Source organism: Paenibacillus sp. GM2FR, from assembly GCF_002803325.1.
GTDB classification, from domain to species: Bacteria; Bacillota; Bacilli; order Paenibacillales; family Paenibacillaceae; genus Paenibacillus_AQ; species Paenibacillus_AQ lautus.
In genome coordinates this window covers 1024320-1048845 of sequence record NZ_MKZM01000008.1, presented here as the reverse complement: position 1 = coordinate 1048845, position 24526 = coordinate 1024320, and the positions used below count along the sequence as shown (strand labels likewise).

At 48.1% G+C, this 24526-nt stretch carries 23 protein-coding genes; 2 read left to right on the top strand and 21 right to left on the bottom strand.

The annotated features are described in order from the left end of the window. Positions 1–93 precede the first annotated feature (93 nt). The 4 genes from PAEVO_RS05045 to PAEVO_RS05030 all read right to left on the bottom strand — a co-directional run bounded on the left by PAEVO_RS05045 (position 94) and on the right by PAEVO_RS05030 (position 5585). The gene (locus tag PAEVO_RS05045) at positions 94–1413 is read right to left on the bottom strand and encodes a hemolysin family protein (protein ID WP_100536551.1); all 1320 of its coding nucleotides are present in this window, start codon (positions 1411–1413) and stop codon (positions 94–96) included. 444 nt (positions 1414–1857) lie between these two features. Beyond that, positions 1858–2256 (bottom strand): spore coat protein GerQ, encoded by a 399-nt coding sequence (gene gerQ, locus PAEVO_RS05040; protein ID WP_243390847.1) that lies wholly within the window; start codon positions 2254–2256, stop codon positions 1858–1860. Between the two features lie 88 nt (positions 2257–2344). After that, positions 2345–2767, bottom strand: coding sequence for a cell wall hydrolase (locus tag PAEVO_RS05035; protein ID WP_100536549.1), 423 nt, complete (start codon positions 2765–2767; stop codon positions 2345–2347). 136 nt (positions 2768–2903) lie between these two features. Further along, positions 2904–5585 (bottom strand): glycoside hydrolase family 78 protein, encoded by a 2682-nt coding sequence (locus PAEVO_RS05030; RefSeq protein WP_100536548.1) that lies wholly within the window; start codon positions 5583–5585, stop codon positions 2904–2906. 203 nt (positions 5586–5788) lie between these two features. Between PAEVO_RS05030 and PAEVO_RS05025 the strand changes: the two genes are divergently transcribed. Next, positions 5789–6670, top strand: coding sequence for an AraC family transcriptional regulator (locus PAEVO_RS05025; RefSeq protein WP_100536547.1), 882 nt, complete (start codon positions 5789–5791; stop codon positions 6668–6670). Between the two features lie 85 nt (positions 6671–6755). Here PAEVO_RS05025 and PAEVO_RS05020 read toward each other — a convergent pair whose 3' ends face one another. The 14 genes from PAEVO_RS05020 to PAEVO_RS04950 form a co-directional block, all read right to left on the bottom strand. Then, on the bottom strand, positions 6756–7571 hold the full coding sequence (locus PAEVO_RS05020; RefSeq protein WP_100536546.1) for an NmrA family NAD(P)-binding protein: 816 nt from the start codon (positions 7569–7571) through the stop codon (positions 6756–6758). Between the two features lie 168 nt (positions 7572–7739). Further along, positions 7740–8384, bottom strand: a complete 645-nt coding sequence (locus PAEVO_RS05015) for a response regulator (protein WP_100536545.1) — start codon at positions 8382–8384, stop codon at positions 7740–7742. After that, positions 8381–10081, bottom strand: a complete 1701-nt coding sequence (locus PAEVO_RS05010) for a GAF domain-containing sensor histidine kinase (protein ID WP_165789608.1) — start codon at positions 10079–10081, stop codon at positions 8381–8383. The genes PAEVO_RS05015 and PAEVO_RS05010 overlap by 4 nt, the downstream gene beginning before the upstream one ends. A gap of 288 nt (positions 10082–10369) precedes the next feature. Continuing rightward, complete coding sequence (locus PAEVO_RS05000) at positions 10370–11458, bottom strand: copper resistance D family protein (RefSeq protein WP_100536544.1); 1089 nt, start codon at positions 11456–11458, stop codon at positions 10370–10372. Beyond that, entirely contained in the window at positions 11459–12091 is a 633-nt protein-coding gene (locus PAEVO_RS04995) for a copper resistance CopC family protein (RefSeq protein WP_100536543.1), read from the bottom strand. A 164-nt stretch (positions 12092–12255) separates the two neighbouring features. Further along, positions 12256–13392 (bottom strand): glycoside hydrolase family 88 protein, encoded by a 1137-nt coding sequence (locus tag PAEVO_RS04990; RefSeq protein ID WP_100536542.1) that lies wholly within the window; start codon positions 13390–13392, stop codon positions 12256–12258. Positions 13393–13407: 15 nt separating this feature from the next. Further along, the gene (locus tag PAEVO_RS04985; protein WP_100536541.1) at positions 13408–14289 is read right to left on the bottom strand and encodes a carbohydrate ABC transporter permease; all 882 of its coding nucleotides are present in this window, start codon (positions 14287–14289) and stop codon (positions 13408–13410) included. A gap of 14 nt (positions 14290–14303) precedes the next feature. Continuing rightward, entirely contained in the window at positions 14304–15263 is a 960-nt protein-coding gene (locus PAEVO_RS04980) for an ABC transporter permease (protein WP_100536540.1), read from the bottom strand. An 82-nt stretch (positions 15264–15345) separates the two neighbouring features. Further along, a complete protein-coding gene (locus tag PAEVO_RS04975) occupies positions 15346–16977 on the bottom strand; it encodes an extracellular solute-binding protein (RefSeq protein WP_100536539.1) in 1632 nt (543 codons plus the stop codon). Between the two features lie 141 nt (positions 16978–17118). Then, a complete protein-coding gene (locus PAEVO_RS04970; protein ID WP_100536538.1) occupies positions 17119–19449 on the bottom strand; it encodes an AraC family transcriptional regulator in 2331 nt (776 codons plus the stop codon). Between the two features lie 202 nt (positions 19450–19651). Continuing rightward, positions 19652–20401 (bottom strand): SDR family NAD(P)-dependent oxidoreductase, encoded by a 750-nt coding sequence (locus PAEVO_RS04965; protein WP_100536537.1) that lies wholly within the window; start codon positions 20399–20401, stop codon positions 19652–19654. A 68-nt stretch (positions 20402–20469) separates the two neighbouring features. Beyond that, positions 20470–20886, bottom strand: a complete 417-nt coding sequence (locus tag PAEVO_RS04960) for a DUF2500 domain-containing protein (RefSeq protein ID WP_100536536.1) — start codon at positions 20884–20886, stop codon at positions 20470–20472. 215 nt (positions 20887–21101) lie between these two features. After that, entirely contained in the window at positions 21102–21269 is a 168-nt protein-coding gene (locus PAEVO_RS04955; RefSeq protein ID WP_481856484.1) for a hypothetical protein, read from the bottom strand. 204 nt (positions 21270–21473) lie between these two features. Beyond that, positions 21474–22769, bottom strand: coding sequence for a WD40/YVTN/BNR-like repeat-containing protein (locus tag PAEVO_RS04950; protein WP_100536535.1), 1296 nt, complete (start codon positions 22767–22769; stop codon positions 21474–21476). A 223-nt stretch (positions 22770–22992) separates the two neighbouring features. On the opposite strand from PAEVO_RS04950, the gene tlp reads away from it, so the two are divergent. After that, positions 22993–23220, top strand: coding sequence for a small acid-soluble spore protein Tlp (tlp, locus tag PAEVO_RS04945; RefSeq protein ID WP_071218157.1), 228 nt, complete (start codon positions 22993–22995; stop codon positions 23218–23220). A gap of 71 nt (positions 23221–23291) precedes the next feature. Here the strand turns inward: tlp and PAEVO_RS04940 are convergent, their stop codons facing one another. From PAEVO_RS04940 to gerPC, 3 genes are read right to left on the bottom strand one after another with little or no spacing between them, the layout of a single operon-like run. Continuing rightward, positions 23292–23720 carry a spore germination protein GerPE gene (locus PAEVO_RS04940; RefSeq protein ID WP_100536534.1) on the bottom strand — a complete coding sequence of 143 codons (429 nt, stop codon included), beginning with the start codon at positions 23718–23720 and terminating at the stop codon, positions 23292–23294. Then, a complete protein-coding gene (locus tag PAEVO_RS04935; RefSeq protein WP_071218159.1) occupies positions 23717–23902 on the bottom strand; it encodes a spore gernimation protein GerPD in 186 nt (61 codons plus the stop codon). Before PAEVO_RS04935 ends, PAEVO_RS04940 begins: the two co-directional genes overlap by 4 nt. Then, positions 23880–24500, bottom strand: coding sequence for a spore germination protein GerPC (gene gerPC, locus PAEVO_RS04930; protein WP_100536533.1), 621 nt, complete (start codon positions 24498–24500; stop codon positions 23880–23882). The genes PAEVO_RS04935 and gerPC overlap by 23 nt, the downstream gene beginning before the upstream one ends. Between the last annotated feature and the right edge of the window lie 26 nt (positions 24501–24526).

Below are 24526 nucleotides of genomic sequence, written 5' to 3'. Positions count from 1 at the left end.
TAATTCTTCATGGTTTGATATATTTTTTGAAACTTTTCTGCAAGCAAAAAGAAGTAGCGGCATAATATGTCGCTACTTCTTCTAATATCCAGTTTACGCGCCTGCTTCTTCCTGAATCAGCTGCTGCTGCTGCCTGATCAGACGAATCCGCGAGATCCGTTTATTCTCGGTTTCCTCAATCACAAAGCGATAATCCTCATACATGACAGATTGACCTTTGTGCGGGAGCAGCACCTCAAGACGTGAGGACAGCCATCCACCGATAGTATCATAATCCTCTGTATCCACATTCAGACCAAATTGGTCATTAATTTCATCGATCAGCATCAATCCATCAATGGAGTATTCATCCTCCCCCACCTTTTCAATGCCCGGACGCTCTTCGTCAAACTCATCTTGAATTTCACCGACGATTTCTTCCATAATGTCTTCCAGGGTTACGAGTCCTGAAGTCCCGCCGTATTCATCAATAAGAATGGCAATTTGTGTCTTGCTCCGCTGCATTCTTCGCAGCAAATCACTGATCTTGATCGACTCAGGAACAGCAATGATCGGGCGAATCAAGGAAAGCTGGTCACGAACGAATCCGCGCATCAGATCTTTAATGTGAATAAAGCCAATGATATGATCCTTGTCTTCGTCACAGATCGGATAACGGGTTCGCATCCCCTCGCTTGCGATCTTCAGATTTTCTTCCAATGAAAGATTGTTGTATAAACAGATCATTTCTGTTCGGGGGATCATGATCTCCCTTGCCGTCGTATCGGCAAATTCAAAAATGTTGTCTACCAATACCATATCCGTGCTATCCATCAGGCCGCTCTCACTGCTCTCTTTCATCATATCCCGCAGTTCTTCCTCGGTATGAACATTCCGTTCAACCACCGGTTGCATCCGGAATAGGCGGAGAACGTTATTGGAGAGCCCATTCGCAAACCAGATAAACGGGAACATGATGGTGTAAAATACCCGCAGTGGGCCTGCTGACAGCAGCGTAATTTGTTCCGCTTTACGAACAGCCACCGTCTTGGGCGCCAATGCACCAAATACAATGTGCATGAGTGCAATCAGGATGAAGGCTAATACCAAAGACACGGCATGAACGGCTGTATTACTCCAGCCTATGCCATGAAACCAAGGCGTAATCATAGCGGATATCGTTCTTTCGCCGATCCATCCGAGTCCAATGGACACGATGGTAATACCAAACTGGCATGCGGATATATATCCGTCCAGATTTTGCAGTATGTTCTGCGCAAATTTTGCACGTCTATGTCCTTCTTCGACCAGAGCGTCAATACGGCTGCTTTTGACTTTAACGAAAGCTAATTCAGCCGATACAAAAAATCCATTTAACAGGACGAGAATCAATACCAAGGTTAAACTTATCAAACTCGGTAAGGGGTCACTCAATCGATCTCCTACCCGCCATACAGCATGCTATGACGAATAGGAACACCTCCTTCGGTTATTAAAAATGTGTGGTGCCATCAAGCATAACAACGTGTTCGGACTACGCATCAACTTCCCAATGGTCTCATCTCCTTATCTTATTCCGACTTAGGCAAGCTATATAAGTAATTATATAGTACTACGATACACAGTCAAACGTTGTCTTATGACATTAATCAGCGTTGTTATAAGCTTTAATTTGATTCTCAGCCGTTAGCACTCGTTTTTCGATGAATTGATATATTCTATGAATAAACATTCAAAATGTTAATAGAATACTATGTATTCAGACATCCGGGCGGAAAAAATTCGCATGACATTGAATATTTGCCATTTGAAACATAATGAAATAACCCCCGTCTACGCTTAAGTAAACGAAGGTTATTATGCTGATGCTGCTAGAAGTTATCTTCCTGTCGGAGGCGGGTTGCCGATAACGCCTGGATATTGATATTGAAGCGGCTCGTCGAACACGACATAATCCAGATTTACCATCAGCAGGATGATACGGCGTCCTGTCGACCGTTCGCTAATTATGATATGATCGCGCCCAGCGGCTTCCACCACGCCTGTGAACACCTTGGCATTCCATTGTGAATTGTTTTCATATGTCATGTAGAAGGTTCCCTGTTTACCCAGATTCAGTCGAAGAATATTCTCAACGTAAGATTGCTCGAATTGCGGGGCCGGAACAACGGTGCCTCCTGGAGTCATTGGGCTTCCGCTAGGTACCTGCGGTGGAACGTTCGCCATATAACCAGCCGTCCCGCGGCTCGGCACTCCCGGATAGCGGACTCCATTCATGAAGTTCACAGGTGGCACACCTTGATTGTACATAAGTAATTTCCTCCTTTAATTTATAACTCCCGCCTAAGCGGTTGTATAACATGAATCAAAAAACAGTCGGGCAATCGGCATATGTCGGGGTGAAGAAGCAGTGTGATTTAAAACGACCTGTGTTCTGCTGATTGTACCAGGTAGCCGGGCAATCCCCTGCCGGGCGGAAAAACCAAAGCGCGTTGCTCGCTGGCCATATACGTTCCCCATTGATCACTCTTCGGGCAAGCTGACGATCCCGCTCCCTGGCCCGTTGATAAAAATAGCCCTTTTGTGTTGCTTCAAACCCTCCTGGGCTCTGGAACACCATATCATTCATATTGCGGACGTTTTGAAAATCCAGGCAGTTGCCCAGTATCCGATTCACGCCGACATTCCCGACCATGAGCATGCCCTGCTCGCCTTCACCTTCTGCCTCTGCGCGGATCAATCTTGCCAGAAGATCCACATCATTCGAATTCGTTTTGATGACTGCCACAGAGTTCCCCTCGCTTCCTTAAGATCACTTTGTATTTGTATGTGCATTCGCCCATAAATGTGACTAAGTGAAGAGAAAAAAAGTTCCTTACCGCAACTCACCACGGTAAGGAACTTTAGCTCCCTGCATCTATTCATCACTTCACAGCATGATCGGAATAAACATATCTGAACGTATACTCTCCTGAGCCCGCTTGAATCACAACGCCCGCTTCCCCATCACATGCAGATTGGATCCCGTTCGCTTGGTCTAGAGGTATCGCCTCTCCTTCTGTAACGCTGGATGCATCAAAAGCGCCTGGCAGACGGATTTCCGCCGTTGCATTTGGCGGGATGGTTACCTCCAGTTGAAACTCTCCACTTTCCATTCTCCAGCTTGACCGGACGGTTCCATACAGCGTATCGATCTTGCCTTCAGCCCATGTCAATCCTTCGCCGGGCACGGGCGCAATCACGATATGCTTATAACCCGGCGCCTCCTCCACGGTTTGTATGCCGGCAACCGTACGATACAACCACTCCCCGATGGCTCCGTATGCATAATGATTAAATGAATTCATATCGCGGCTCCAGAAGCTGCCGTCCTCCTTTATTCCGTCCCAATGCTCCCATATCGTGGTAGCGCCTTTCGTAATCGGATACAGCCATGAAGGATAGTCCCGCTGCAGCAGCAGCTTATACGCCGCGTCATGCATCCCATGCTGACTTAATACATGGTTAATATAAGGTGTGCCCACAAAGCCTGTCGTAAGATGATGCCTGCTCTCCTCCAGCAGTGAACAGAGACGTTTCGCTGCCCGTTTTTCGGCCTCTTCATCCAGCAACCCAAACATGAGCGCAAGCACATGCGCGGTCTGAGTCGAAGCCGCGAGCCTTCCGGACGGGGTCACGAATTCGTTACGAAATGCAGCGACAACCCTTTCCTTAAGCGTGGCATACGCTGCCGCATCTTTTTCTTGTCCCAATACCACGGCCGTCTTCCTAAGCAGTTCTACCGAATAAGCATAAAACGCCGATGCGATAAAATCCCGCTCTGTAGCACCCACATAGTCACCGGATTTCGCATCAAGCCCCAGCCAATCACCGAAATGGAAGCCGGTATTCCACAAATATTCATTCTCCCCTTGTGCTTGGATGTAGGAAACCCAGTTCTTCATACTCTTATATTGACGCTCCAATATCCGTCGGTCGCCATAACAGACATATAGGGTCCACGGGCATATGACCGCTGCATCTCCCCATGCGGCCGAAGCATATTGACCATCTCCGAGTACATGAGGGACAACGAACGGAACGGCTCCGTCATCGCGCTGCTCTGCAGCCAGATCGGATAACCACTTGGTGAAGAAAGGAGCCACGTTGGCAAGATAAGCAGCTGTACCTATAAACATCTGCGCATCTCCCGTCCAGCCAAGCCGCTCGTCACGCTGCGGACAATCCGTGGGCACATCCAGGAAATTTCCCTTAAGCCCCCATCGAATGTTGCTCTGCAATTGATTCACCATAGGTTCCGAGCATTGGAAAGTCCCGGTCTCTTCAAAATCCGAATGAAGCACAACCGCTTCGAAAGCCCCCCGGTCCAGCTGCTCCTCCGTAAAACCGTCTAAGCGGACATACCGGAAGCCTTGGAACGTAAAATGGGGTTCGTAGGTTTCTTTCCCGCCACCTTTTAACGTGTACTGAATCGTTTGTTTAGCGGTTCGAAGGTTCTCCGTATAAAAGTTACCCTTGGAATCCAGTATCTCCGCATGCTGCAGCGTCAAGATAGTTCCCTTGTCACCGGACACGCTAAATCGGACCCATCCCACCAAATTCTGTCCGAAGTCGATGACGGTTTCACCTTTAGGCGTGGTCAGCCATTCAACGGGCTCCACCGTTTGGATGGCTCTTACAGGCTCGTTAATCTGAGGCTTCAACATGTCAAACCCGTGATCGAGCAATTCGACACCCTGCCAATCATTTGAGTTATAATTTCCTGAACTGAAGCCTTCCAGCTCCAACCGGGCATCGTAGGTTTCACCATGATAGAGTTCCGACATTCTGATCGGGCCTATGGCCGACTGCCAGCTTGAATCGGTTGCCATCACTTCTTCGCTCCCGTCTGCATACGTAATATGCAGCTCCAGCAAAAGGGCTAATCGATCCCCATAGATTGAACTCCGTTCCTCCCATCCCAATTGACCCCTGTACCATCCATTTCCGAGCCAAGCTCCGATTGCGTTTAGGCCAGTGTTCAGCATGTCCGTCACGTCATAACTTTGCGTCTGTATCGTATGTTCGTAACTCGTCCAACCGGGTGTGAAATAACAATCTCCCACCCGATGTCCGTTCAGTTCCAGTTCATAAAGGCCTAAGGCCGAGGCGTATATTCTTGCCTTCGAAATGGGCGACTTCAAGCTGAAGCTCTTGCGAAGCAGCGGTAGATGAGCAGAGTCCGCAGGCAGCAAAGAATGTGGTGCCGATATCCATTTCCCCACCCATTTCTCCCCTTGCAGTTTACCCGTCTCCCAATAGGCTGTATCCGACCATTCCGATACGTCCCCGACTTGATTCCAGACGCGGACTCGATAAGTATAGCGCTTACAAGACGATGCACGCCATTCGCTTAATTCCACATGAACGGATTGTGATGACGCCACTTTCCCTGAGGTCCAAAGGGGATTGGCAAAGTTATTATCATTTGAAACCTCAATCTCATAGGCCGTTTGACTAACCGCTCTTTCGTCCGAGACCAACTTCCAGCTTAAACGCGGGTGTTTCTCCCCGATTCCTATCGGATTATGCTGATACTCACATCGTAAATCCGTTACGCTGAACATAGATCATTCCTCCGTTCCCTTTCATAAAAAAAGTTATCACAACAATCAAGTTCTATAGGCCGCAATCCGGGATGTTCGCTTCCTAACCGTGCCTATTTCAACTATTATTATAAGTGAACCTGAACGTGGAATTATGGGGATATCGGACAATAATATGAGGCATAACGGACATTCTTCCCCTATTAACGATGAGGAGTATGATGATGAAGCGACCGATGGAAACCTATTATGGAGATACCTTTTTCCAGAATGACACCTTGATGTATGTGAATCGAAACGCCGAGAATTTTACAGGCTCTTATCATAACCATGATTTTCTGGAGATTGCTTATATTGCGGAGGGTGAGGGCTTTCATCACCTGGAGAACTCGGTTCAGCGCGTACGCAAAGGTCAAATGTTCTATATACCACTCGGAATATCTCATGTATTCCGGCCCACTTCTGCAAACGGGAAACCGCTCATTGTGAACAATTGCATATTCTCTGTACAGCTGCTGCCCAAATTGATAGCTTTTGCAACAGATTCGGAGACTGCAGCCTTTTTGAAACGCATGGAGGATGGGTCCCTTGGATACCACGCGATTATGGACCGACATGATCGCTTCGAGAGGCTCTTCGGCTCCCTCTATGAACAAAATGCCATGCCAGGCAGCGGTTCTGCCGTTTATCTGCACACGCTGCTGTTACAGCTGATCATTGAATTCTGTCGTGTCATTGAGCATTCCCATACTATACCTTCGGTGCCGCAGCACCATTCCTTCCAGGATGTCCTTCAATACGTGGAAGGGCAGTACATGCATGAGCTCACTTTGACACACCTTGCCCAAATCAGCGGATTCAGCGAGCGCCATTTGCAGCGATTGTTCCGCCGGTATACAGGCCAGAGCTGGCATCATTATCTGCAGACCGTGCGGATTCGAATAAGCCGCGAGCTGCTGCGCACCACCACAGACAAAATCAGTACGATTGCCGAGAAGGTCGGTTATAAGGACATGCATTCTTTCCACTCGGTGTTTAAGCGAAATACAGGGCTCACGCCTGGTCAATACCGGAGCGATATTCAGCATCATTCATCAACGACCTGACTCTCCTGCAAATAAACAAAGCATGATGATCCTCAAGGTATCCAAGGTCATCATGCTTAGGAATATGCTCCTTCTTTTCCATTTCTTATTTGAAGTATCTTGCGTGCTCTTCCGCCCACTCGGCAAACGTTCTTGCAGGACGTCCTGTGATCTGTTCAACCTTTTGATTGACGGTATATGCTTCGATCGGTGGATTCTTGTACCAGTTGATGACGTAATCGATGACACCCTCATCGACTCCAAGTTCGGCCATTCGTTTACGCTCCTGTTCTTCGGTTAACTGGATAAACTTTATATCTTTACCGATAAAGCGGCTAAGAACCTGCACCTTGTCAGGAACCGTTAGCGCCTCGGGACCGGTTAAGGTATACATTTGGCCCGCATGGACGTCCTCCGACAGGACCGCTGCAGCCACCCGTCCGATATCCTGCTCATGTATCGAAGCATTTAACGAAGCACCAAACAGATCGCGTACTACACCCTCTGTTCGTATCGATTCTCTCCAATTCATAACATTGGACATGTAATCGACCGGCTGCAGCTGTGTCCATTCCAGATGACTCGATTCTACTGCTTCCTCCACCGTCCCTTTCTTTCCGTCCCATAATATGCTTACACGCCTTACTCCCGCAGCCTCGGCGATCCGTATAATCTCCTCCCCTGTCGTAAGCGGGACGTAACCTGCTCCAGTCGTGATTAAATGAAGCCCGGTCACACCCTCTAATGCTGGAATCAGCGTGTCGGGGTTACTCAGATCACCGGCAACCACTTCTACGCCAGCAGGTAATTTGGCAGAAGCAGGATAACGGCTGAGTGCCCTGACGCTATGTCCAGCCCTTAGCAGCTCATGCACAACATGACGACCTACTTTGCCTGTCGCACCTGTAACTAGTATTGTCATGGTTTATTCCTCCTTTATCTCAATAACAAGCCTACAGCAGCGGTACTTCCTTGTAGTTCCATTTAAACGTAATTCCAGACCGGTTACGTCCAGCTCTGGTCTACATCAGCCATACAAAAAAGGCCTTATCCGAAGATAAGACCTGTCACTACGACTATAGTCTGATGTTTATGTGTTGAACCAATGGTTCCTTATCGCGTACAGCGCTGCCTGGGTACGATCCTGTACCTCCATTTTTCCCAGAATATGCGTGATATGCGTCTTTACCGTTTTCTCGGCAATATGTAGTTCTGCGGCGATTTCTTTGTTGCTCCTGCCCAATGTAATCTGTTCAAGAACATGCTGCTCACGGATCGTCAGAATGTCGATTCCTTTGACAACCTCGGGATCTGTCGCCACATGGGCAATTAATTGGTTTGTTACCTGAGGATGAAGCATGCGGTTTCCGTTTACAGCGGCAATGATGGTTTCGACCAGCACTTTAGGCTCGATATCCTTCAGTTGATATCCAATCGCTCCCGCTTTTATCGCCGGCAGAACCGAATCCCGGTCGGCAAAACTGGTGAGAATGATGACTTTCATATGAGGAAACTTGCTTGTGATTCGCTTTGTGGCTTCAACTCCGTCCATCTCCGGCATTTTCAGATCCATCAGTATCACATCAGGCAGCAGCTTTTCTACCTTCTCCAGAGCCTCCAGCCCGTTCAGGGCTTGATCTACGATTTCTATCATGGGCTGTGTCTGCAGGAAATAACGCAACCCCCTTAATACGACAAGATGATCATCAACGATGAGAACTTTAATCTTCTTCATTGATCTATAACCTCTTCCTTTGTCCACAACGGTATCATGATCGTCAGCATCGTCCCCGTACCTTCCTCACTGCTAATGCTTAATGTTCCTTGTAGCTCAGAAGCCCTTTCCTTCATGCTGGTAAGCCCAAACGAGCGGGGACACAGTTCGGGCGATCCGGGGTTGAATCCTCGGCCTTGATCCGATATTTTCATATAGAGATAGGAGCCGTCTTGTTCCATTCGGATCCATGCCCGATTCGTTCCCGCGTGTTTGCTGATATTGTTTAATGCCTCCTGCCCAATTCGATAAAGGGTCTCTTCCACCCGGTTCGTCAAAACAGGGATTTCCTTCATGAGAAACGTCAGCTGTATGCCAAGTTTCTCGGCATAGTCCTTCAGCGATGCCAGTATCCCTTTGGCCTCTCCCGAAGGTCTGAGCTGCCAAATTAACGTCCGCATTTCGGTGAGCGTTTCTTGAGCCAGCTGCCCAATGTCATGTATAGCCTCAGCCGTATGCGTGTTCTCATGTAAGGTCGTCTCGCGAACGCCTTGAGCAAGCAATGAAAGAGAGAACAGCTTTTGATTGACGGAATCATGAAGATCCCGTGCCAAACGGTTCCTCTCTTCCACCAGCAATAAATCCTGCCACTCGTAATATAAACAAATTTTTTCAACCGCTAGTGAAATATGCTCCGCCAGCACCTCTAAGATTTCAACCTCCAGTTCACTGAAGGGACCACTCTCCCGTCCAATGAGGAGCACCCCCATCGTCTCATAGGTTTGAAAAATGCGCTCAAGATGCTTTAATGGTATCGCTGCCGTATACGAATGGGGCTGAATGCCGGGAAGCACCCGGAGAAGGCCTTCCTGAACCACCACGCTTTGTTCCTCATATGCACGTTGTACGATTCCTGACTTTCGCGTGGACTTTTTGGCATCCTTACGCACCAGCTCCTTGCCGCTCTGCGTCTGCCCATTCTGATGGACTGTACGAAGATACAAGTTGTCATCGTCAGACGTAATCATGGCCACGCACGGCCAGTCAAATGAATAAGCAAGCTGCTCCACGATCGCCACAAGCATTCTCTTCATATCGTTAATTTTCCATAGATATCTTGTTACTTTGCTTGCCTTGGCATAATAGTCGACGATAAAACGGGCGATGCTGTCCACCGCCTGTTTCTCCTTTTGCTCGGACAGTTTTGTTCGCTCGACCGCAGTTCCAATTTGATAGGCAACGGATTGTAACAACGCAAGTTCTCCCTCGCTAAAATGCGCTTTGCCCGGCGAACCCACATTCAGCAGCCCCAGTCGTTTACCTTGAACCGTAAGCGGAATCGTAGCATGATGGGTCAGATTGCGAGTTTCTCCCCAGGACTGCTCTTTGGCATTATGCAGACGTTCACATTCAATAATCGTAACCGGTTCATTTAAAGTTCCTTCCCAATACATGCGAAGGCATAGGCAATCTCCGCATCGCATCGGTTTTTGATTATCCCATGATAAAGCAGGAGGAAGGTTGAAATCAGCCATCTTGGTATAGTCAGGTTTATCCTCGACCAGAAAAAGCCACCCTGTCTCAAGATGGGTTAAATCCAACAGTTTTTCGAGTGTCGTCTGCAGCATTTGCTTCATATCGTTGCTCTGATTCAAATTTTCCGCAATCGTCTTCAGAATGAGCAATTCTTCAACGTATTGGTCTTTATCACATAACATCAGGCTCACCTCCATCCCATTCCGAAAAGTGAAATATTATGGGTTAGATTATACACTCACGCAACCTATTACCCCAGCTCTTTCTCCAGAAGCACTTCATCCTCCCGCGTATAACCTGATTTCTCATATGCTCCGATGGCTTGGTGATTATCCTCCATTTGAAGAGTAGGTGCAGGCGTCCTTTTACTCGCCAGTATACCATCTTTATCCAGCCTTAACTTCCATCTCCTATCATAAAAAAAAGATCCTGCCGCGTAAACAGCAAGGACCTTATAAACTCAAATGATATTATACTGCGGTAACCGAGAACATCAGGCCGCAATAGATGAACACAACTGCGCCTAAAGCGCTTAACAGCGCGCCTGCTGCGGCCCGGTTTCTGCGAAATACATTCACGACATTCCACAGTAGAACAAGCCCGAGACACAGACTAAGAATGCCTATCCAACTCCACGTAAATGCCAGTTCACCAATCGCAAACCCGGGATGGAACCAAACAAAGGTTGCAGCAGGACCATATGAGGCCAATGTATCCATCACCTCATGCGGAGCCGGCTGCTGGTTCATGTATCCGGTAACGATATAAATCAACCAGATCAGAACTCCTTCACTTCGTGCCCATGCCACCGGATGGTAACCGGAATCCCGGCGCAGCTTGCGCTTTACGAGATGACCGTTTACAAACGCGAATGCCAACAGCGGCAGAATGAGAATATGCTTAACCAGCAGAGCCTGTCCATAAGACAACGTCCAGCTGTTTATGGGCTCCGGCGTCACGGCTGTCATCAGGAACAGACCCGATCCGATGACCATGATGACACAGACGATCGCTAATGGATGGAACCATCCGAGAAACGCACTCCAGCGGCTCTGATCCGTAGTGAACCATCCTGTTATCAGCAATGTTCCCGTCCAGATCGCCATCGCTGTGAAATGGCCGAAGAATGCAAGCTGTCCTGTGCTTTCAAACAGGGAGGCGGCGTGGTTAAACGAAGACATCGCCACCGCAATGCCCAGCAAGGCAACGGGCATAAGCCAGCGTAATGCGGAACCCGGTTTCCGGCGGACGATCATGGTCAGAATCCCCAATAGGATCGAAAGAACCAGAATCCAGGCGTAACGCTCACCCTCGCTGAACTTGAACATGATGCTGTTAAAAGACTTCCAAAACCCGATATCATCCTTGAAGAACATCATGATCTGCAGCAGCGGCACAAATCCGAATACGAGGATGGCCGCTGCCGCCAACGGACCAAGCCAGGCCGGAACCGAAATGTCCGGTTTATATGCTTTCGGTACCAGGGAGAGTACCGTGATGCCTGCCAGAATGGCGTAGGCTAAATATAGAAACGGCTCACTTAACCAATAGTAAGACATTTATTTTTTCTTCCGTGATGCTCGAATTCCAAAGTAACCTGCAACAAGTGCGACAATCACGATGACCACGATCCACACGGTTGACCCGCTGCCTCCCGATTGTTCGGGAGCTGAATTGTCCGCTTGCTGATCCTGGCCAGCCGTTTGATCCGCGTTGTCTGCGGAGGTATCGTCTGCAGGCGCTGTTTCATCCTGTGTATTTCCTGTATCCGCAGGCGTTTCTTCGGTATCGGCTGGTGTCTCGGGGGGAGCTTCCGCTTCCGGGGCATCTATCTCGAAAGCGTATGTCCCATCCACGGGATGTCCATCGCCGCCGACGATTTTCCATTCGACCGTGTAGGAGCCGGATGGAAGCGGTGCTGCTAGCGTTCCCAGCATGGTATTCTGGTTGACCTTGACCTCGGCTACTTCAACCGATTCGCCTTGCGCATTTTTAACCTTGAGCGTGCTCAAGTTTTCATCGATATTTTCATTAAATGACAGGCTTACTTCCTGAACGCTTTCCGTCAGCTTGGCATCCGCCGCGGGCGTACTGGTTTCCAGCTTGGAATGGGCCCACGTTGCTGTCGGGAACACCAGTATTAGCAGCAGACCCAAGGTCAGCAAGACTGAAGTTTTCACATGTTTCAACACGCATATCTCCTCCAAACCATTTATCTTAAATTTGAATCTTCCTCATCATAACAAAGACATCCTGACAATGCTAATGTGTATATTGTGAACAATGATCCTATGATTTTTTACATAAAAAAGGGAATGCCGCATAGAACGCGACATCCCCGGAATGATTCATAGATTCAATTATCTTGACCTCTCTCATACCAATAGCCAGGTATCCCTTTGGTCAGTCGCAGCAAGGCTTCGAGATAATAGTAATCGCCCCAGACCATATAATCATCCGGTCCGACGCCCCCTCTGACGTAATAGGAACCATGCTTGATCAATCCTTCCTCACCCGCCTCACCGATGGTAGAATATCGGTTTACGAGAGATATCATCGACTTATCGACGGCTTCTGTCAATAGCCCTTTATTGTCATCTTCTCCGTCCAGATGCTCCAATATCTCCAGCATGCCGCACGCCGCAATGGCGGAAGCGGAGCTGTCGCGAGGTGTTCCCTCTTCAATCGGAACGTCAAAATCCCAATACGCAACATGATCCTCCGGCAGATATTCGATAAAGAAACGGGCGGCACGTAAAGCCGTATCCAAATATTTCGGATCACGGGTATAGCGGTAGGAGAGCGCAAATCCGTAGATGGCCCATGCCTGGCCGCGCGTCCATGTAGAGCCGTCATGATATCCTTGATGCGTTCCTCCTCGGATGGGGGTTCCATCCTCCGGATTGAAGTAAAAGGTATGATACGACGAATCATCCCCGCGCATTAAGTAACGCCGGCTCTTGTCCGCGTGCGCTACGGCCACGCGCTTGTATCGCTCATCACCCGTCTGATCATATGCCCAATACAGCAGCGGAATGTTCATCATGCAATCGATGATAATGCGGCCGCCGTTCTTCTCGTCGCCTTTCCGGCCCCAGGCCTGAATATACTGACCTTCTTCCCGCCAGCGCAGCATCAGATGATCCGCTGCTTTCAATGCGAGCTGTTTGCCTTCGACATGTTCATCCACGATCCACGCGGCCAATGCAGAGGGCAAATACAGAAATCCGATATCGTGATGGTCCAGATGCCGCTTTTCCTGCAGGCGCAGCTTGTAATCCTCCAATTGGGCTATTGCCGTTTCCTTAAACAGTGGGTCCTTCGTATATTCATAACACAGCCAGATCATCCCGGTGTAGAATCCTTCAATCCAGTCATTGCTTTCTCCCCACTCGTAACGCTTCTCTTCCGTGATATGAGGAAACTTCATCGGGAATTGTCCGATATTCCGCTTTGTTTTTTCTACCGCATCCCTAATGGCTTGCTCCCACATGAGTCAACTACCTCCTTATTCTTTGATAGCTCCGATCATGACGCCCTTCACGAAATATTTCTGCAAAAATGGATACAGAAACAAAATCGGCAGCGTAGCCACCATAATCGTTGCATACTTAATCGTTTCGCCAACCGGCATCCGATCTCCCCCGCCTACCGAGGTCATCATGCTGCTGGTATCGTTTTGAATCAGAATTTCGCGCAGGATCAGCTGCAGCGGAAACAAGTTTCGATCCCTTAAATAGATGAGGGCATCAAACCATTTATTCCAGTGCCATACCCCGTAAAAGAGTACCATGACGGCAATGACCGGCAGCGATAGCGGGATGATGATCCGGAACAGAATGGTCCAGTCGCTGGCTCCGTCGATCCGTGCGGATTCCTCAAGCGCATCCGGTATCCCTTGGAATGCCGTTCGCATAATAATCAAGTTCCATGTCGTCATGGCGCTTGGAATAATCAATGCCCAGTACGTATCAAGCAGACCCATATTTTTCACGAGCAGGTATTTCGGGATGAGCCCGCCGTCAAAAAACATCGTCATTACGATCAGCATCATGATGGTGCCCTTCCACATCACGTTTTTCCTGGATAAGCCATAGGCTCCGAGAGCCGTCATCAGAATGTTCAGCGTCGTGCCGACCACCACATAAAATATTGTGTTCAGGTAGCTTCGGATAATATTGGGGTTCTCAAATACCATACGATAGGAATCCAGCGAGAAGCCCTTGGGCCACAGCAGGATTCCCCGGTGCTGAACGAAATCAGCCGGCGTGCTGATTGAAGCAAACAATACGTAGAGAAACGGGTATAACGTGACAATCGATAGCAAGCACAAGAGAATGACATTCGCAGAATCAAACAGGACTTCACTGACAGATTTTGAAGTACGCATAGATGCCCCCCTTTCTACCACAGCTTCGTATCCGTAAACCGCTTGCTGAGATAATTGGCTCCAATAAGCAGCATAAAGTTAATCATGGAATTAAACATGCCGACGGCGGCACTAAAGCTGTAGCTTGCTTCCAGAATCCCCTTACGGTAGACGTAGGTACCGATCACGTCGGCCGTCTCATAGGTAACCGGATTGTACATAATCAGGATCTTCTCATCCTGCAGCGCCATAAAGGAACCAATCCGCAAGATGAGCAGAATGATGACCGTTGGCAGAATGCCGGGCAGCGTAATTTGAAGCATCTGCTTCCAGCGGCCGGCACCGTCCACTTTAGCCGCTTCATAAAGGGACGGATCGATATTGGAAATAGCTGCGAGATATATAATGGAGCCCCAACCGATTCCCTGCCAGATGGCGGATGAGGTATAAATGGTGCGGAACCATTCCGGCAGCCGCATGAATGATATCGGTTTGCCGCCGAAGTAGGTGATGATATGATTAATCAGCCCGTCTACCGACAAAAAATCGACCAGCATCCCGACAACCACAACTACAGATATGAAATGGGGAATATACGTAATGGATTGTACCGTCCGCTTAAATATGCGATGTCGTACCTCATTCAGCATTAACGCGAGCACGATGGATGCGGGAAAAACAAATATGAGATCGTACGCGCCCAGGATAATGGTATTGGTAACCACTCGTTCAAAGAAAAATCCGTTAAAGAAATCGCTGAAGTGCTGAAATCCGACCCACGGGCTATTCCATATGCCGAGCCCTGCCGAGAAGTTTTTGAACGCAATCTGCAGGCCATATAACGGTCCATAGTGAAACACGGCATAAAAAGCCACAACCGGCAGCAGCATCAGGTAAATCGTGGAGTTCCGGCGAAAGTCCTTCGCAGCTCTTGCGCTGAAGCTCTCTGGCTTGCTCTGTATCGTAACGCGGTTTGTCTCTTTCTTAAGCTGCACCGTATGCCCTCCTCTGACAAAAAGATCATTTACAGTTAGAGGGAGAATCCCGAGGTATTCTCCCTCTTCATGCGCCTACAACTTAACGGCTGTTGAACCGGTCCAGCGCGGCTTGCTGAATCTGGAGCGCTTCCTCAATGCCCATACCTTGAACCGTTTGGACAAATTGATCAAACCCGCTGATCGGCTCCACGCCCATAATGAATTTGTTAACCATCTCTTCGTAGTACGTATTAATATCGTTCATGATCGAGGCATAACGTGTGCTTTCTTCAGCCGTTGGCGAAATAATCGGCATCAAACGGTCATTCTCCGCCTTCATCCATGTCTCAATGGCCGCTTTCTGCTGAGGAAGCGCGGAATACTGCTCGATGTAACGGCGATCCTGGACGAAAGGTCCCGAATAACTGGCCAGATTGTATTTCGACAACGCCTGGGTGATCGACAGCCCATCTGGATTTTTCATTACTTCGTCGGTATAGGTCGGGTACCCGTCCTTCATCTCGTAGCTGACTCCCTCGACCCCGAAATTAAACAGCATATGCCCTTCTTCCCCATACTTGTAATCGAGCCATTTCACCGTTTCCGCCGGGAACTTGTTCGCTTTTGTAACAGCCGCCCCAAATCCGTTGAACGGCGAATCCTTCTGTCCAAGGAGCGGCGTGTCCCCCTTCTTCAGCACAACGTTCGGAGCGCCCACCAGTTCGACGTCAGGATTGCTTTTTAGCATGAGCTCGGAATAGCGGCCGAGGCTGCTGCCCATGTAACCGGAGAAGGCACCCACTTGATTGTTGGTCACTTTGGCATCTTTGAGTGTCCCGTCCGTTGCCGCATAATCCTGATCGATCAGGCCTTCGGCATACCATTTGCTCATCGTCTCCAAATACGATTTGAATTCGGGTTGGATGGGTCCATACTGCACCTTCCCGTCCACCTGATAAAATCCGGTCGTAATTCCCCACGCGCCGACAAAGGCATGGTTGATGCCCGTCATATCCATATCAAGCAGGAGCGGGATTTCATCCGCTTGCCCATTTCCGTTCGGATCCTTGGTCTTGATCGCCTTCAATACTTCATACCACTCATCGATCGTTTCCGGAACGGACAGCTGAAGCTGGTCAAGCCAGTCCTTGCGAATGATAAGGCCGTTAAAGGTCAGCAAATATTCGTCCCCGCGGATAAATGGAAATACGTAAATGTTCCCTCCGTCTGTCGTGATCAATTTTTTGTATTCCGGATGCTCGTTCAACACTTTCGATAAATTCGGCGCATGCTCTTCAATCAACTCATTCAGGCGAATGATCGACCCGTCCGAAATGGCTTTATCCGGGCCTCCTGATACGTTGGCCCATCCATGCTCCACAACATCCGGCAAATTGCCTGACGAAACCATGATGTTAAAGGCGTCTGCCTCCTGGCCCGCCGGCGGATGCTGGAACTTCACTTTGGTGCCTGTCGTTTTCTCCAATTCCTGATATGCAGCGATTCCGTTCATATCCTGCATTGTTGCTGATGCATTTGCATTCAGCGATACCCAATAGGTCAACTGTTCAGGATATCCCGGGTCACCTCCAGCGGCCACGCCTGTTCCTTCCTTACCTTTTTCGCCGGCAGGCTCCTCGGCCCCCGAGCTTTTTCCGCTGCATCCGGCAATCATAGCCACAATCAGCATAAAGATCGCAAGTCTCGCAACACGTTTCCGGTTTGTTTTCAAATCACGACGCCTCCCTTTTTTCCTAATGAATGATCATCTGATAAGACTAGGCCCAAGTTATTCCAACCAGCCCTGCCACAAATATTAATGCTGAAGCGCTTACAACGTATACCGTACAGTTTCAACATTCATAAACAGGGATTAAGAATTGAGATGATCATTTCTTAAGGTCGATGATAGGGAATGCAGGGTTTCCTTGTATTTTCCCGGGGTGATGCCTTCGTATTTCTTGAATACCCGGATAAAACCGACGTCACTGGTATACCCGACGGAACGGGCAATGTGCGATATTGTATTTTTGGCATCCCGCATCATTTCCTTGGAGCGCTCGATCCGAATCTTGGCCAGGTAATCCGTGAGATTGGTGCCGCTGTTTTTCTTGAAGAAAGCCGACAGATAGGGCGGCGTAATATCGAACTGCTCGGCAATGGAAGACAGACTGATCATGGCATCGTCGTGGTGATCCGCAATGTAGCTCTTGATCTTCTCAAGCAGCAGCGAAGAGGAATCTCCCCTTTGATCTCTTACGTAGAGACAGACCTTGCCGAGCATCCATTTCACTTCCCGGTAGAGCTCCTCTACCGTACTTCCTTCCGTAATTTCCTCAAGCGATTTCCCCGACTCGCCGAATATATCCTCGTACTTCAAATTCAATGCATTCAGCAGCTTGAACATGGTGCTGAGCAGGTTAGCGAACATGAGTCTGCCGAGTTCAGGTGAGATGGATTGTCCATTGAAGTTATTGTGGTACAGACACTGGATGATATCCTGCGCCTTACCCGTATCCCCGCTTTTCATGGCGTTAATGAGCTGGATTTCCGTCTCAATGGGAAAATCATAATACACCCCCGTTTTCTGCTTCATTTCTTCGTACAATAAAATCGGTTTATACGCAGTAAAAATGGAATATTCCAAAGCTTTCAAACTTTCGGTGTAACCGCTCGCCAAACATCCAAGACCTGTGCGGATGTCGCTGATCCCGATCGTTATTTCGGATTTAAAGCGCTGTTCAATCACCAGCTTCACTTCCTCTGCCCAATCGTACAGCTGGGCTGCCTTGTCATGCAGCGGTTCTGGCATGTTTAGAATAATGGCAACCACGTTCTTCTCCAGCTCTACGGAATATGCGGTAAAGGGATGAATTTCTTCCGCCACCTTCCCGGTGACAAAACGGATCAGGGCCCATTCGCTTTCCCGCTCATTATGTATGAACCCGCTGGCATCCCTCAGCTCGATCAAGGCAACAACAAAACTCGAATGCGGGAATGAGATCCCCATGAAATCCAGAGCATGATCGGACATATCCGCCGTATCCACGTTCCCCTTCAGTAAACGCTGCAAAAAGTTCGACCGGATCACCGGTGTCTGCCTGGACAATTGCTCTTTCATCTCCGTTTGCTTGCCAAAGGAATCCGCCATGGTCGATTTGATATAATCATATTCGTTACGTACCTTTCCCTCTTTAACCGGATGGGATTGGCGGATGAAGCGGATAATGTCGCGCAAAGGGAAATACGCGCGGTAGGTCATGAACGCACAGGCGGCAATCCCGGCGACAAGACAGATGACCAGAACGCCAACGGCCATTCGTTTGACCATATTGACCTTTTCCATAAACACTTTTTCCGGCACGGCCGATACGTACTCCCACCCACTCCGCGTAGATCTAGTCGATACTGTCATCACACGCGGATGATCCGTGGTTTTACCCATGCGAACCTCGGATTCACCAGCACTCAGAATCACTTGGCCGCTGGCATCCTTGATGTAAATGGTTCCGTGGTTTGTTTTCACAATCTCCTCAAGCAATCCCGCGATCTGCCTCTCCTCAATCAGCATAACAAGCGCGCCTTTGGGATTAGCCTTCTCACCAAATGGAAGCGTTTGCATATATGTGAGCATGCGTTTCTGATTTAACCCCTTGCCAACTTCGGTCACGGGCAAATACCGATTAAAGTGGACACCGTGAAGAACATCTGTTTGATACTGTTGAAAGGTTAATTTTTCGTATCCGTAAATATCGGAAAACAAGACACTGGACGTTGTCTTTAAGGATGGGCTGAGAACCGTATCACTCTCCCGTAGATATACATAAAAATCGGTGATGAAACTGCTGCTGTTACGGTATCGCTGCATTTCCTGCATAAAAGTGTAGTAATTGTAGTTCTCGGTTCCATTTTGAGGGGAACTTGCCTTTAGCAGCGCATCCAGTCGCGGATGCGAAGTGATGTTCCGGGAAATCAGATGCATTTCATCCAGTCGGCTATCCACGACCTGCTTCGCCTGTTCGATCAGTGCCATATTGGAGTTGTTGGCATTCTCGATCATAATCCGCTCGATTTGCGTATACAGTCCCCAGAACACGATGACCGGGATCAGCAGTATCACAAGATAGGACATGAGCAGTGTAACGAACACGGACACTCGATTGGAACGTTCATTTTTTGCGCTGGTTGTCGTCAATTTCCCCATACCCTCATTCCTTCCCATTCTTTAGATGTGACTTTTTCGTACTTACATTAATTACATCATACTGTTTTTATTTATCATGAACAGGTTTTCTTCAAAAATGTTAATGCATCACGAATTTGTATCATATACGAGACGATCGACCCCATGACCATCAAGAAGAAGAGCGCCTTCCATGGGAAGACGCTCTTCTTATTCAGATGAACTAAGGCTCATATATCATTTTGCGGGTCATGCCGCCATCCACAACCAGATGGGCCCCCGTCACGAAATCATTGTCCGGATCGGTAAAATAGAAGCAGGCTTTGGCGATATCGGCCGGGATCCCTACCCGTCCGGCAGGGTGCTGTTTATGGTCCACTGAACGAAGCTCATCATAGTTTCCGGTTTCAATCCAGCCTGGACTTATACAATTCACCCGAATCCCATCGGGTCCCAGGCTAACGGCCATGGCATGGCTCAACGCGACAATGGCTCCCTTGGAAGCTGCATAAGCCTCCGAATTCGGCTCGGACATGATCGAACGCGTGGAGGACATATTGACGACAGCCCCTCCATTCCCAGCCTTTTTCATATGTACCGCCGCTTCACGCGTAGCCAAAAAGCAGCTTCGGGCATTCGTGTTGATCACATCGTCCCAGTCTTCAACCGTAAGCTCATATGGTGATTTCCACCGGGAGACCCCGGCATTGTTAATCAAAATATCGATGGTGCCGGCATATTGAACGGCTTGGTTCATCAGACGTTTAATATCTTCTTCCTTCCTTACATCGCAAGGGACGAAAACCGCGTTCAATCCTTGTTCCTTCAAGATGCTTGCTGCCAGGTTGCCCTGTTCTTCATGAACATCGCTTATTATCACTCGAGCTCCGCTTAGAGCATAAGCCTCAGCCAACCCGCGGCCAATCCCATTGGCAGAGCCCGTTATCACGACCGTTTTATCCTGGAATTTCATATGCTGCCCCTCCTTCTCCTTCATTATATACCACAAGAGAAGGCGGATATAAAAATCAAATCCGACACTTATTTAGGTTGGTCATAACCCCGGACCACGCTAAGATGCGCCCTCGGGTGCCTAACGAACCCGTAATAACGGGTTCCCTGAAAACGCAGCAGTCCCTCGTCTCCTTCCGCGCACATGCCGAATTCCTCCCCATTTACAACAAACTCCATGCGGTCCCCGCTCTCTACTTCAAATGTCAGATAATAGGTGGTACGAGTACGGCTCGACATCGTATCATCTGTCTGCTGCGTATGTTTCACTTCCGTTCGCTTGCTCACAATCTTGGAATCGACCGATAGCAAAGGCTGTCGGTTATTCTGACTCCATTGCAAGATTCCCTTACCGGCCGACAGCAAAATGATCCCGATGACGACGATGAAAAACACGGGCATTACGCTGCCGAAAAAATCGAACATCCAAACTGACCCCGATCCCATACGGCTCCCCCCTCCACCTTGTCTTGAAATATGTATATGCTTTATTTCGGACAATTTAACTCATACCTCATGGAAAGTTTGATTGAAATTTTAAAGAACTTGTCCCTTTCTGGAAGCACCAAAAAAGCCGATGTCTGCACTTTGCCAGTCATCAGCTTCTTCGTGGGACTAGAACGTCCTGTTCCATTCCTTCTCTTCATTGTCTTCATTTCCATTCAATCGTAAGCCAATCTCATCCATTTCATCGTTTCTTCTTGTCCTGTCATTTCATGCTCCTGCGGTGTCATTTCCTGCTCATTCCAGCAAGCCAGACACTGCTCCTCGGTGTCGCATAAACATGCATCATCACAATGGTAGCAAAGGCGGAGGAAATTTATCGTCATTTGATCGGTATGCATATGGATCGTCCCCTTCCAAACAATTTGGAGTATCTGATTACACCTTTATCGTAGCATACATAAAGGTTAATGTTTGTAATTTATTTCACAATATATATTAAAAAAAAGCTTTATCAGAACTGCTGGTCACAGTCGATAAAGCTTTTGATCTGGTCTTGGCGAATTCAATTCAGGTATTCTCACCCTACATTATAGACCCTGCCAGGTTTCTCCGCCGTCACTGCTTTTCATCAGACGCGATCGATTCTTGTCCGTTGTTTCAATCAGCATCCAACCGACATCAGAAGATGTAAACTGCAGTTTTACCACGTTCGGATATTTGGCGAGATTATCGTTCAACAGCTTGCTCCTCGGAAATGGCTTCCAGGTTTTGCCCATATCGTTCGTATGATAAACAATACCATTCACCATTCTCCACCCGTCATGAAGGCGGCGGAAAACAGGCTGAATGGAACCCTTGCCGGTATCACCCGGCATGGGGAATGACACCAGATTCCATGATTTCCCACTGTCGGCAGTAAAGTAACCCAAATAGCTCGCCTGATCATCCTTCACGCAGGTAACCGGTATATAAACCTCGCTTCCGCTACTGCCTCTGCCCAGAAACTTGGGGGTGCCGGCAAAGATCGAACCGCACGAATCCAGCAGCTTGCTCTTGAATATCTGACCGGAGGACTTCCATTTCTGACCTCCATCACGGGTAATATACAATTTGGAGGATTGCATTTCACGAATGGTTGCAAATCCGACAAGCGAATCCGTGAATGTTAAGCCGATGATGGACCCTGTTCGTGGAATCACGCTGCCGGGAACTCGGGATGTAGGATACTCCGTATTCTGCATGACCTCTTCCCATAATCCGCCATTGTTGTTGGTTCGAAATAGCGACTTCTCCTCGGAGCCCCGCGAAAGGTCGCCTTTCGCCATAATCCATCCCTGCTGAGATGAAACGAAGGACATGGCCGTGACGACGCCTGTCTCCGGCAGCGAGGAAAGCTTCCAGGTGTCTCCCCCGTCCGTCGTATTGAGCAGGATCGTTTCGGCTGATCTCTGCTTGTTACGTATAATCCAGCCATGTTTCTTATCCGTAAACACGATGTCTTTCCCATACTCCAGCTTGTCAACGAATTGAACGTTGGATGAAGGAGAGATATCAACCCACGTTTCGCCATAATCTTGGGTCTGGTAAAGGCGCAGTTCCGTGTTCGTTATTCCCCATGCAATCCCCGTTGACTCATTTAAGAGCTGGAAATCCGTCAACCGTGTATGTATCTGATATTTACTTTTTTCCTCAGATGCTTTCATCGCCGTATCCGGCGTTACTAGTGTAATGGTCTGACCTTCTTCTTCATCTTCAACCGATTCAGGAGGGCCTTCTACTGTAGAAGTTTGCTGTTGTTTTATCGGTTCTGAGGTACAGGCTGCTAACATCAATGTCATTATCATTAGCATACTGAGCCAGAATATAAAACGACTTGATCTCAAGAATTCTTCCTCCTCTTATTTCGATGTCATGCTGCAAGTCTGCTTTTTCGACATTATAACATATTACGTCCAACGGAAATGTAAAGAACTGACTTGCAAAATTTACAATACTGTAGCTTTTTTGATAGTGTCAGTCTCATATGTATAAGGATGTTTTTATTATGGAAGACTTTTGGGGTGTGTAATTTTAGCAAGGCAGTTGAATTTAAGGAGGTGAACACTCATGGCTAAACCCGATAATCGCGAAGACAATGTAGAACATTTGCAGCAGGCAGTCCAGAACACGATTGAGAACTACCGTGAAGCCGAAGATTATCTCGAGGAGTTTGGGGATGAGATTCCGGCAAGCGAGAAAGAACAGATTCAAGATCGCAATGCTCGTCGTGAAAAGAGTATTTCCGGCTTCCGGGAAGAGATCAAAGACGAAGCTGCCCATCAGCAAGGAGAATAATCCGTAGATCACATAAAAACAGGAGGAGCATCATGTGCTCCTCCTGTTTTGTACATATCGCCTACTTGAGATTATTCCTTCTCCACGAAATTCTTTTTGACAATGACTCCCTTATAATCCTTTAAATACTCGGGCGCACCCGTAATAAAGTGTCTAATCGCCTTCACTCTGGATTCCAAATCCATGGTATCGTTCGGACCCACCTGTACAACCGATGCAGATGCAGCCGCTATAATTTCGAGGCATCCCACATGAATCTTCTTATGGTCTTGTATAATGTTGAGCTCTACGTCTGACTGTGACGGCCATGTCGGTATGGATCTGGAAAATATCGAGTAATCCTCATAATTACCCTCATCTTCAAAAAACACCGGGACCTGCCGCTGAACCGCCAATGCACGCGTATTGGCATCGATATGTCCCGATTCACCGCATATACATGCTGAACTATTTGATATATTGATAATATACATATGATCAACATGTGAATGACGTTTCATGGTGCCGAGCCCGGGGATAACGGAACAAGCGGGCTGATTTGCAGTGATTCGGAAGGCGTATCGTACATGGAGGAGCTATTAATGACATGGGTATCTCCAATCAACAGTACGGACGAACTTGAGATCGCCGTAATGCGAATCGAACCAACCTGGAGCTCTTTATTGACGACTGTCATTTTCATTTGAATTCCACTTCCCTCGTTGCAAATTAAGAAGATGCTGTTCAACTGCCGTAACGATCTCACTCTTCACTTGTTTGATGATCGATTGCTCTACGTCTAGCGGGTTCATGCCTTCCCTGTTCGTTTGATATTGCTTCAGATACACCGTAATACGGTCTCCGAGTTGTTTACGAATATCTTCTATCATAACCGCAGCATATTCATCACCAGGTACAAGATTGGCTTCGGAAATCACGCGTTCGATCTGCTCGGGTACGATGTCTTCTAGATAACGTGATACATTCTGATATATGTTCGAGTACTGCTCACCGTCGGCATATCCCGACGAGGACTGTGCTAACGGCTGACCATTCACGGTAATATCGTCCAGGGACTGCCCCTCTTTAGGCATCAGTCCAATATTTAAGGTGCCTTCCAATTTTTCAATTTTCAATAAATCAAAATTATATTCCACCCGATCTATCGTTTTCTCGCTTCCCTGTCTTAATCGATCTATTTCACTGCGCATTTCCTTCAGCATTTGTTCCATTCTACTCAGCTGGTCTGACTGAGTACGAAGAAGACAGAACAATTGCTGTATATAATAGGAATCGTACATGGAACCGCCTCCCTGCTCCTTATACA

Bases quoted from the DNA above. Each gene is read 5' to 3' on its own strand.
- PAEVO_RS04990 (WP_100536542.1), bottom strand. From the start codon at position 13,392: ATGTGGGAGCAAGCCATTAGGGATGCGGTAGAAAAAACAAAGCGGAAT.
- PAEVO_RS04935 (WP_071218159.1), bottom strand. From the start codon at position 23,902: ATGAAAATGACAGTCGTCAATAAAGAGCTCCAGGTTGGTTCGATTCGC.
- gerPC (WP_100536533.1), bottom strand. From the start codon at position 24,500: ATGTACGATTCCTATTATATACAGCAATTGTTCTGTCTTCTTCGTACT.
- PAEVO_RS05000 (WP_100536544.1), bottom strand. From the start codon at position 11,458: ATGTCTTACTATTGGTTAAGTGAGCCGTTTCTATATTTAGCCTACGCC.
- PAEVO_RS04965 (WP_100536537.1), bottom strand. From the start codon at position 20,401: ATGAAATTCCAGGATAAAACGGTCGTGATAACGGGCTCTGCCAATGGG.
- PAEVO_RS05015 (WP_100536545.1), bottom strand. From the start codon at position 8,384: ATGAAGAAGATTAAAGTTCTCATCGTTGATGATCATCTTGTCGTATTA.
- PAEVO_RS04970 (WP_100536538.1), bottom strand. From the start codon at position 19,449: ATGGGGAAATTGACGACAACCAGCGCAAAAAATGAACGTTCCAATCGA.
- PAEVO_RS05030 (WP_100536548.1), bottom strand. From the start codon at position 5,585: ATGTTCAGCGTAACGGATTTACGATGTGAGTATCAGCATAATCCGATA.
- PAEVO_RS04960 (WP_100536536.1), bottom strand. From the start codon at position 20,886: ATGGGATCGGGGTCAGTTTGGATGTTCGATTTTTTCGGCAGCGTAATG.
- PAEVO_RS04985 (WP_100536541.1), bottom strand. From the start codon at position 14,289: ATGCGTACTTCAAAATCTGTCAGTGAAGTCCTGTTTGATTCTGCGAAT.
- gerQ (WP_243390847.1), bottom strand. From the start codon at position 2,256: ATGAATGGAGTCCGCTATCCGGGAGTGCCGAGCCGCGGGACGGCTGGT.
- PAEVO_RS04940 (WP_100536534.1), bottom strand. From the start codon at position 23,720: ATGAAACGTCATTCACATGTTGATCATATGTATATTATCAATATATCA.
- PAEVO_RS04955 (WP_481856484.1), bottom strand. From the start codon at position 21,269: ATGACGATAAATTTCCTCCGCCTTTGCTACCATTGTGATGATGCATGT.
- tlp (WP_071218157.1), top strand. From the start codon at position 22,993: ATGGCTAAACCCGATAATCGCGAAGACAATGTAGAACATTTGCAGCAG.
- PAEVO_RS05020 (WP_100536546.1), bottom strand. From the start codon at position 7,571: ATGACAATACTAGTTACAGGTGCGACAGGCAAAGTAGGTCGTCATGTT.
- PAEVO_RS05010 (WP_165789608.1), bottom strand. From the start codon at position 10,081: ATGTTATGTGATAAAGACCAATACGTTGAAGAATTGCTCATTCTGAAG.
- PAEVO_RS05025 (WP_100536547.1), top strand. From the start codon at position 5,789: ATGAAGCGACCGATGGAAACCTATTATGGAGATACCTTTTTCCAGAAT.